The 9751-nt window shown below is 63.3% G+C and carries 5 protein-coding genes and 1 pseudogene; all 6 read right to left on the reverse strand.

Annotated elements, in window-relative coordinates; translation table 11 throughout:
- Positions 1-24: 24 nt before the first annotated feature.
- Entirely contained in the window at positions 25-708 is a 684-nt protein-coding gene (locus tag HPY83_09280; protein NPV08140.1) for a hypothetical protein, read from the reverse strand.
- A complete protein-coding gene (locus tag HPY83_09285; protein NPV08141.1) occupies positions 705-3005 on the reverse strand; it encodes a phosphoadenosine phosphosulfate reductase family protein in 2301 nt (766 codons plus the stop codon). Before HPY83_09285 ends, HPY83_09280 begins: the two co-directional genes overlap by 4 nt.
- 82 nt (positions 3006-3087) lie before the next feature.
- Positions 3088-4887, reverse strand: coding sequence for a hypothetical protein (locus HPY83_09290; GenBank protein NPV08142.1), 1800 nt, complete (start codon positions 4885-4887; stop codon positions 3088-3090).
- Between the two features lie 330 nt (positions 4888-5217).
- Positions 5218-5472, reverse strand: a pseudogene (locus HPY83_09295) (hypothetical protein).
- Positions 5473-6598: 1126 nt separating this feature from the next.
- Positions 6599-9487 (reverse strand): hypothetical protein, encoded by a 2889-nt coding sequence (locus HPY83_09300; GenBank protein NPV08143.1) that lies wholly within the window; start codon positions 9485-9487, stop codon positions 6599-6601.
- Positions 9488-9563: 76 nt separating this feature from the next.
- The coding region (locus HPY83_09305) for a CBS domain-containing protein (protein ID NPV08144.1) at positions 9564-9751 on the reverse strand (188 nt) is incomplete at its 5' end.

The following is a 9751-nucleotide window of genomic DNA, read 5'->3' on the forward strand; positions in this document are numbered from 1 at the left end:
GTTCCTCCGTCGGCGGTCGCAGCCTCAGTTCGCCATCTCGTATCGTCCCCATGGTTGACACAGCGTGGCGAGCGTAATCAGTGCATCGTCTCGATCACATCCAAAGATGATCCAGGGCCAGGTAAGGTCCTCGTCCAGCCCTAGTGTCATCCTGCCCTGGCCTTGGCCCAGTCTGACGCTGGCGTACAGAAGCGCACCGGGGGAGGGATTTGAAAGGCCCCAGCGCTTGACCAAGCGTGGGCTTCCGGGGAACACCTCGCCCTGACCCAACTCCCGGCCGATAGGTGTTCGCTCCAGAAGACCGACCAGCTCAAGGATGGCGTCATAACAAGTCCTGTAGGAAAGCGCAGGATGGAACCCTTGCAGTGCCTTAGCCAGTTCTATGGTCGTCTGCTGGGTGCTTGGGGAACACTGACGCACATACCAGTGGGCTGTGGCAAACCCCAGGGCGCAGTGTGCCCAGAGCAGCTGCCAGACTAGGCTATCGTCTGGCCCAGCAGCTCGAGCATGGGCGCAGAGGAAAGTCTCGCGTCCGTTCGAATCCAGAAGGCCAGTTGTCCGTAACCACCTGGCTAGCGCATCCACCTGCTTGTTGCCGAGGTGTCCTTGGTCCATCCAATCATCCGGACGTTCCAGATAGAGCTGCACCCACTCCCGCCTCAAGCCGAACGTCCGATGCACTGACCATCCCTTGTCGTAGACGGTCATTGAGGCAGATCCAGCACATCGCTAGACGTTTTTCCGCTGTCCATATGGATGTTATCTAAGTCCCTCGTGAGTTCGACGGATATCCAGTCCGGCCACAATGATGACATGCCCCGCAGAAGTCTGCTTAGCAGGTCCACATCTAACCCGAAGACTGCATGGGGGCCCTCTACCGCTCCGTCTAGGAGTTCCGATAAGGTGATCCTGTGTCTACCCATACGTTCAGCATATCGGTACAGCGAGTAGAGGACCGCATGCCCGCTTGGTGACCGCCATCCCAGCTTGTGCACTCTGGGACCTCTTTCTTTGTCTGAGAGCACTTCGCCAGCCCCGATGCTCCCCAGAGGGGTGGCGCGTAGCGTTCCGAGGAGAGCCGTTGCCGCATTCTCGCGAGTCCGCTCACTTGCGCCTGCGGGCATATGCTCGATGAGCTCTCGCCTGGACCAGTTGCCTCCCCAGGGCACGTCCGTCGTGTACCATGCTATAAGTGAGGAGTTTCTTACCAGATTGCACCAGATCACGCTCCATGTAATGGGAGACTCCGGACCGAACCGGCTCAGCTTACCGACAAGCTCTGTGATGTGAAGGGCACTGCCCCTAATGAGTTCCGCTTCCCGTAGCCAGGCCCTCATCGCTTCGATCTGTCGATTGCCCAGATCACTGCTGCCCCACCATGACTCTCGCTTCTCCATGAACTCCTTTAGCCAGGACAGCCTCATTCCGAAGGTCTGGTAGGTACTGATTCGTCCCATCCTCCCGCCCCCATTAGTGGTGCCGAGTGACTTAGCTGCCCAGCAGCCCTTCTCTGTGAGCTTCAGACATTGGTAGCAGTGACAACATAGCGCCTCATTGACATGGACTCTATCTCCCATCGAGAGGGCCCCTGTAGGGCATTCCACCGCGCACCCACGGCAGTGAGTGCAGTATGCTGTCTTGTAGACGGTGGCGCGAATGTAGCTCTTGAGGACGCGGTAGTCCGCCTCGATGCCGCTCAATTGCACGGTCAGGCTGTCACTGCTGCGATGAATCTGATAACGGCAGTGCTTGTCTTCCATTCTGATCACGCCCTGAGCCCTGTCCTCGAGGCTGATGCTGCCCAACACCTTAGCCCACTCAAGCCAGTTCTCAGATGGATGCCGAAGGACGAATGTCAAGGTGCCATCTTGCTCGTGTTCCGCGACTCGAAGACCCCCTGCCTCAATGTCTCGCCCGCCTGATCTGACCTTCCATTGGCCTTGATTCACGTACTCCTCAGCTCTTTCGGGTGCTAGTCCTGAACTCGCCGCGCAGTCGTACAAGATAGCTGTCAGGGCACTAACATCGTCAGGACAGGCCATGCTGAGAACCGCTTCGCTCCAGCTTGAGCCGAAGGGGCACACACTGCAGCCTACACGGCCCAGCCCGTACCGGTATCCAGTATTCAGAGGCAGGTCACGTTGCAGAATGTATAGGAGCGTTTGCAGGGGGCCCCACTGCAGGATGGGACTCACATTCACCTGCGTGGCGTGCTTGCCGCCTACCGATATCTCTCCGTACTGTGAGCGCCTCTGGCTCTCAGCGGCTCTCACTCCGTCGAATACCAGCGCAGATACCGTCGGTTTGCCCACCAGCTCTCGCAGTAGCAGGAGGTTCGGAGCAGTCTTGTGTACCGTACAGCACCATCGCATGATCCGGCTCGGCGGCCCCAGCTCCCGCCAGGTCTGAGTGGCCGGCTTGTGCGACCGAGCGGTCAGGAACGTCAGCTCAGGAAACCGTGCCTTCGCCCGCTCCACCGCTTCGTAAGTAGCACTGATTTCCATTGTGGTGTCGCTAAAGACGACCACGAACTGGTCCGGCGGCAGAGTCCGCTGCACCAGGTCCAGCACCACCAGAGAGTCCTTGCCGCCGCTGAAGGCCACGGTGGCAATATCCACTTTGTCGCGGTACTGATTGTAGGTACGGTCAATGAACTCGATCGCCCGGTGGACCAGTCCGCTCATTATGTAAGCGTTCTTTCTCAACATCACCGGCACATCTGCCGGCTCCAACTGCAGGCCTTTCTCTTGAAACTCGATCTTCGGCTTCTCGAAGAAGCCTCCGCCCTTGGCTTCTGCCACCTGGCGGCCTCGGTAGTAGTAGCGCCGATCCACCGCCCAGAGCAGTGGCTCTTGTATTCGGTCGTACTGCCACTCGGTGTCGAACCCGAAAAGATCCAGTTCCTCGAAGAAGACAGGGCGCACCTCACCCTGGATGGCGCCGTCGTCCCCATCGGTGAGAAGGACACCTCCCGTCTCTTCGTCCCAGATGGTGCGGTAGCTCACCGCCACTCCCCCGTATCCGCTCGGATTTGCTCGCGCGGGCCTGTGGACGCGCGACACCCCATTAGGTGCCTTGTTCGTCCCGTCAACCTAGAGACGGTCTGGCGATTCCGATCTCGTGCTCTAGTAGGTACCTACCATCACCGAGAGCACGAAACTCCTGCCGTCCCAGGGCGACCATCACTTCCTCATAGCCTGGAGACAACCCCAGCAGAGGCAACTGCGCCGCTATCTGCTCTGAGGTGAGGGCGCAGCCAGCCATCTCTAGGATCTGGCCGATGGCTTGGGCCAGCTCCTGGTGTGCATCCGCCCCTGGGGTGGGCGAGGTGCCTAAGTCCCGACCCTCTTTGGCCCACTCGCTCAGGGCATACATATCACCCAGAGCCGTGAACCTGGCCGTCTCAGACTCCAGAATGGCCCGTGCTGTCTCCGGAGTCAGGTGCTGGTCTGAAGGAAGCCTCCCATTTGCCTGGACCGTCAGCTCCTCCAAGCTCATCGGCCGGCAGTACGAACGCAGGGTAGCCAGGATGGCCCTGGACTGAGCTCCGACTACCGCACGGCCACGTCTGGGCAGATCCATGAGCCCCCACTCAGTCAGGCCATAGGTACCTCGCTTGCCCACCCACGCGAAGTAGGACGGCTCGCTGCTGAGACGAGCATGTACGCTCCTCGAGGCCATGGCCTGGTCTGGACCCAGATAGGCATTGACCTCGGCGGCAATCTCGCTGTAATGGGCTGGCTCGCCAATACGGCGCAGCGCCAGCGCTATCTGACGCGTGCGAGAGCGCACTCTCCCCTTCAGGTACCAGTCGCCCGTTCGAGGATCATGGCGTAAGCCCGGACAGGTGCGCAGACACGCGGAGATGAAAGCGCCGTCCAAGTCAGTGCCCTGTTCGCCAGGCGCCTGGCATTCCCAGAGTCGCGTGATCAACTCGGTCCTGGACAGGCCAAGAGGGTGTTCCCAGAGCAGGTCCCGCAGCGCCTGCCACATCTGGCGCACCTGTGCCGGATCCCGCTCTCGGTGCACCCAGACTCCAAGCTTGCCATGCCAACCCGGGAGGATGTCGGCCTCCGTAATCAGCCGTACTACTCCCGCTGGATCAATCGCACCTGGCCGCACTACCCGAGCTAGTGCTCTCGCCAGTCGCTGCGGGGTCATGACCCCTCCCGCCTCAGCTAGAACCTCCTGCAGGAGCAGGAGGAGCGGATCTCCGGCCTGCAAGTACACATGGTACCGTAGAACGCGGAGTGACTTCGCCTGCAGTTGTCTGATCCGCTCTCGTGTAAGGCCCAGCTGGCGACCGATCTCCTCCAGAGTCTGTGACTCGCCTTGTAGACCCAGCCTAAGCCTGAGTATCCGAGTGTTGCGTTCACCCACAAAGCTCAGCCAAGCACCAACAATCTCTTCCAGTGTCTGTCGGCGCAGTGCCTCCCGCTGGAACGGGTTCAACTCTAGCCCGAGCGCCTCTCGCTCGAGAGCACCTTCATCCTGCGCCAAGAGCCATTCCGTGTAGAGCCGCAGCTGCTCATGGGCCTCCGGCTTGGAGTGGGGGTCTCCTACGGCACCATCCGCGAGCCGCTGTACTGTATGAATGCCTGAGGCGACCAGGCGGGCTGTCTCTTGAGCGTCTAGTCCGAGGCGTGATATGCCGATCGCCAGCCCTGTGTGGACGGCTCTATACGCAGGCAGCGAGAGTGCTGAAGGCTCCCTAGGTTCATCCTGGCGCAGGTCGGGAGCGGGATCGCGGTCTCGACCGAGCTGAAGGTACTCTGCCTGTTTCTGACGCACTTCCGCCAGAGACTTCCGGCCGAGGTTGCGGATGGACAGCAACTCGTCGTCACTCAGGACCTCAAGCTGCTCCACCGTCATCACCCGGGCTCTCATCAGGGCGTTCAGCGGCCGAGGCGACAGGTCCAGGCGATCTATGGGAGTGCCTGGCTCCTGCCCGGTGGGCTCGCCCGGTACGTTTGGGCTGCTGTCCTCTCCTAGGAGCGCCGCCAGCCTACCCAGTGCCTCCCTGGCCGAAAACACATCCAGGTAGCCGGTGTCGGTCAGGGCTTCCGCGGTCAGGCCCCTGAAGTGCCCGACCTGCGTGAGCCCCAGGCGAAGCAGCGCGAACTGGGTACCATCTGCCAGCCCCATCGCGTCAACGGGGGTATCGGCGATCTTGGCCCATGCCCCCTGGCCGGATTCGCACTCCCAACTGCTTGCGAACTGGCGTAGTCTGTCCCGCAGCTCTGAGAGGGACTTGGTCCCGAAGTTCCTGAGCTCAAGCAGCTCAGCGCAGGTTGCACTAGCCAGCTGGCCTACCGTCACCAGGTTGGCCCGTTCCAGGCAGTTCCGGGCACGGCGTGAGAGGCCCAGACACAAGACTGGCGCCGTGAGAGCCACGTCCGGCAAGCAGATCTGCAGCTCTTCAAGCAGAGTGGGCCAGGTGGTCGGCTCCTGCCAGTGTCGCTCCGTCTCCATACTTGCTTCCGTCTTCTTGAGGTCACCCAGGCACGTCACGGCGCGCGAAGACCGTGGGGCATGTCAGAACCGATCGCGCTCATTCGCTTCTGTCATCTTAGGCGGATGAGCGAATTTGACCGGTTGCAGCGCATGCGCCCACGGCCCGGACGCGTTGGCCCGCGGCTTGGTACACCTGAGATAGTCGCGGAAGCTCCCCCAATGCCCTAACCCATATGAGGCACCCGGCCAGGCGCCGATGCTCACGGCAACCCTCGGCACCTGCGGCGAGCCGTCTACTCGCCCAACGATCAAGCGCAGGCCACTGAGCTGCCAGGTCTCCAACAGACCTAGAGACGGGCCGACTGCGCCCCTTTCCGTGCCCATGCGTGCCGATGTGCCATGCTAGCTAACTATCGGCCAAATGACAAGCGGCCTTGAGCCATAGTCGAGACTAAGACTTGACCTATGCTCACCCTCAGCCAGCCGGGCCATGGTGTTCATCTGAGTGGAGTACGCATTGAAGGCCCGTGGCTCTGGACTTCGCAAGGATACGCACTTCAGCAGGCTACGGACGGCTTACGGACCCGCCGGATAGCTCTGCCCAAAGCGAACAGCGGTAACGGTCCGCAAGAGGGCGAGCCCAGGCATTCCAGGAAGAGTCGCCTGCTGGTCACCGAATGGTTACGGGAGGCGCTAGACGGCCGGGACGGCTTGGCAGGCCTAGACGCATGTCGGTCTGCTCTTGGTGGCAGAGGCCCGTTCTCGGAGCTCCGGCACGAGGTCGCACACTCCGACGCAGGAACAGCGTACGCACTCAGGCGGCAAGATCAGGAAGGAGTACGGGCGACGTTGGAGGGCAGGAAGTGCGGGGAGGCCGCCACCAGTGGGCAGAGTGTAGCAGATCAACTGGTGCACCTGCCCGTGGAACTGGTGGCATTCGAGGCTTCCCGCTCGCTGGAGATGGAACGGCGCGATGCCGGATCAGTGTCGTGGGGGCCATGGCCATCGCCAGCCCCTAACCAGACACTCACTCCACCCCAGACCCTGACCACCTTCGCTCCCTCATGCTGACACGCCTTAGCCGGCCCTCACCACCTACTCTCCAGAACCTGCAATCTACTCCCCACAACTCGTCCCCTGTGACCTACAACCTACCCCGAACCAGGCGGACGGGGCCCAGCAGCCCGGCGGGCAGGCCGGCGGCCCGGTTGCGGTTGGCAGGGCCGTTGGTGACTTCAATGGATAGCTCGTGCTCCCCCGGCGCCACGTCCGTCAGAGTGCAGGTGTACGGAGGCCAGCCCAGGGAAGCCAAACGCCGCCCATCCACCCGTACCACCGCCACGTCCTCCACCCTCCCCAGGTCCAGCATCAGATCAGGCTCCGCCGGGATCCGCACCAACCGGCGATACACCGCCGACCCGGAGAACGTAGGGTATCCCATGGCGCCCCAAGGCTGAAGGTGAGTCAAGACCGGCGTTCCGGCCGAGCCCCGGATGAAGGGCAAGGAGAGATGGGCATACCGGTACTCGCAGGTGAAGTGCCCGTAGAGGTAGGGCACCTCCCGCAGGCCCCTCCCGGGCCCCTCGGCATCTATGCTCACTACATTCAGCGTGGGAGTGCTGCCGCTCCGCAGGGCAGACCCAATGGGCGCCTGGATGTTCCGACAGTCGAACACCACCGCCCGTCGCCAGGCCTCGATTGGCTCCCCGTTCACGCACACCCGCCAGCGCCCTGCCAGCGAGCTCTCCTCCGTGACCAGCCATACATCGCGGACCTCGCCGGAGAGGAAGAAGCGGCAGCAGTAGCGCACCGGGCCCTCGCCGGCCGGCGTCGGATCCGGCTCGCGCCGGAGCAAATCGAACCCGGGAGCAGTGAAGTCCGGCGGGGCATGCTCGTCACCTAACGGACTGGCGTGCCAGTAGGCCAAGGGCAGGTGGTTGGGCTCGAACTCGACGGTCCAGTCGTCGCACCATTGCTCTAGCACCTCGGGAGCTAGCTTCAGGGACGAGAGCCGCCGGGCGGGCGGCCGCCCCGGCGACTCATTCAGCAGTACGCTCCCCCGCCCTGGAACCGACACCGCCGTGCCATCCACCCGTCCAGTGAACTCGGCTTCGCGGCGGTTGAAGACGAAAGTGTACTCCCCCCCGTCCCTGCGCCGACGCAGCACGAACAGGTCGCGCGCCCCCTGCCCCCATACATCCGTACCGGGCAACTCCCCTAGCACGCTTGGGCTCAGGGCCGACACCGTCGTGACCCCCGCCGGCTCCCACCGTTCCTGGGCATCGTCCGGACGCGAGCCCAGAACGCGCGGCAGGCCGCCCACGGCGATGACCCGTCCCCCGGCGCCGGCGTAGCGCTCCAGCGCTCGAGCGGTACCGGCATCCACGAAGCGCAGGTACGGCAGGATGACCACGCTGTACGGCTCAGGCGTGCTGAGCCTGCCGTCCGGGCCTACCCTCTCTTGCAGCGTCACCTCGTCTATGAAGTCGAAGTCCCGCTGATGGCTGAGCAGCTGCTCCACCAGATCGTGGAGGCGCCGCTCGTCTTCGAGCACGGCCCGGGGCTCCTGCGCCGACAACTGGCAGGCCAGGCTGGTAGAGGGGTAGAGGACGGCGATGCCGCATACGTGCTCGCCCCCGGTCAGGGCCTGGCAGGTGCGATGCACGTGCTCCAGCAGGAGAGGCATGTGCTTCCATTCGCTGTGCTGGTAGAACAGGGAAGGGGGGACCTCGTCTTTGCGCGGCCCATCCACGGAGTAGCTCAGCCCATGGACGGCGAAATGGTTGATGCCCAAGGCCATCTGGTAGTCCAGGTGATACTTTAGATCGCGCAAGCGGGCTTCGTCCCCCACCACCGCCAGAGCATCGCTCCCGGCCTGCTCCCGGCCGAACAGGTGGGCTGCGGAGGAAGCTACCTTAAGCCCGGTGTGATAGGGAGCAGCGTCCGTCCAGCCCTCGCTCCCGCCGAGAGGGTCGGCGCAGGGAATGTGCAGGGGCCGGTAGGATCGGAGCTGGTTGGGCCACCAGGCAGCCGACAGCGTGAGCCACTCCGTGCGGGTCAGGTGCCCCGCTGCCTGGATGCCGTGTTCCTCGCACCAGCGGGCGATCTCACTTACGTAAGACTCGGTCTGCAGCCGGTGTTGCGTCTGGCGATAGTGGTGCCGGACCATCGCCGAGCGCTCGTCCACCTCCACCGCCAGATGGGCCAAATATGGCTCCAGTTCATAGCCGTGATCCTCGCGGAAGGCCTCAGGAAAGGCCGGCGTCCACGGGTAGAGGAAGCCACCAGGACTAGGCTCGTCCGTGAAAGCCCCTCGGATGGTGACGCCGAACTCCTCCGGATACCGGCGCAGGTAGAGCTCGTGGCTGAGTTCCAGGAATCGCCTCACGGGCCCAGGGCGGAGAATGTCGGGATGTACGCCCGCATGAGGCACCACTCGGGCAGCAACCACCAGGTATCGGCCCGGCTCCGGGGGCGTCCAAGCCAAGGCGAACCGGTTGTCCACCATGGAGGTGCGCCAATGGGGGTGCCCCACCGGGTCCATGAGGGGAGAATAGGCCGAGTGCCGCAGGCTGCGGGCGGTCCAGCGCTGGCGGCGCGTACCGCACCGGGCGGTCACGTCGAGTGGCTCGCCCAACCTCTCGCCTTCTCGCTTCAGGACGAAGGCCCGCAGCAGCTGCCCGGGCTCGAAGTCCACCTCGAACGGACCGGCGCCCTCCCTCTCCGCCAGGCTGAACTCCAGCCCTCGGGCGATGAACCCCGGCTCCTCCCACACCACCCGGCCCCCGGCAAGGCCACTGGGGTAGTAGTCCTCGTCCCAGATCCAGAACTCCATCCCGTAGGCCCGGCAGGCCGCCACTATGGTGTCCACCGCTCGCCACCAGTCCTCCGAGAGGTAGGGAGTGAGGAGCCCTTGCCGGGCGTGAGCGTAGACCCCCTGATAGCCGGCCTCCGCCAGTGCCTGCATCTGCCAGCGAAGCTCTTCGGCGTTGAGGCGGTGGTTGAGGAAGTACTGAGCAATCAGCGAGACCATGGTGGGCCTTCCCCCACGTCGTCAGGCAACTATGCCCCAGGACGATCGGGCTCCATCGAGGGCAACGCTGCCTCGCTCACAACCGAGGCCCTGGTCTTGGGCCTGAGAGGCATAGAAGATAGCGCATGACCCGTGCCAGCGTCAGGTCTCCCAGGACCACGCCCTGATCATCCACCACCGGTATGGCGACGATGTCATGGTTGAGCATCTGGCGCAGGGCATGATCCAGGGGCTCGTCCATTCGCACTCCCGTCTCCCGGCTTC

The organism is Anaerolineae bacterium (genome assembly GCA_013178015.1).
Taxonomy (GTDB): domain Bacteria; phylum Chloroflexota; class Anaerolineae; order DRVO01; family DRVO01; genus Ch71.

Excerpts from the sequence above, each read along its gene's own strand:
- HPY83_09300 (NPV08143.1), bottom strand. The coding sequence starts at position 9,487 with ATGGTCTCGCTGATTGCTCAGTACTTCCTCAACCACCGCCTCAACGCC.
- HPY83_09280 (NPV08140.1), bottom strand. The coding sequence starts at position 708 with ATGACCGTCTACGACAAGGGATGGTCAGTGCATCGGACGTTCGGCTTG.
- HPY83_09290 (NPV08142.1), bottom strand. The coding sequence starts at position 4,887 with ATGAGAGCCCGGGTGATGACGGTGGAGCAGCTTGAGGTCCTGAGTGAC.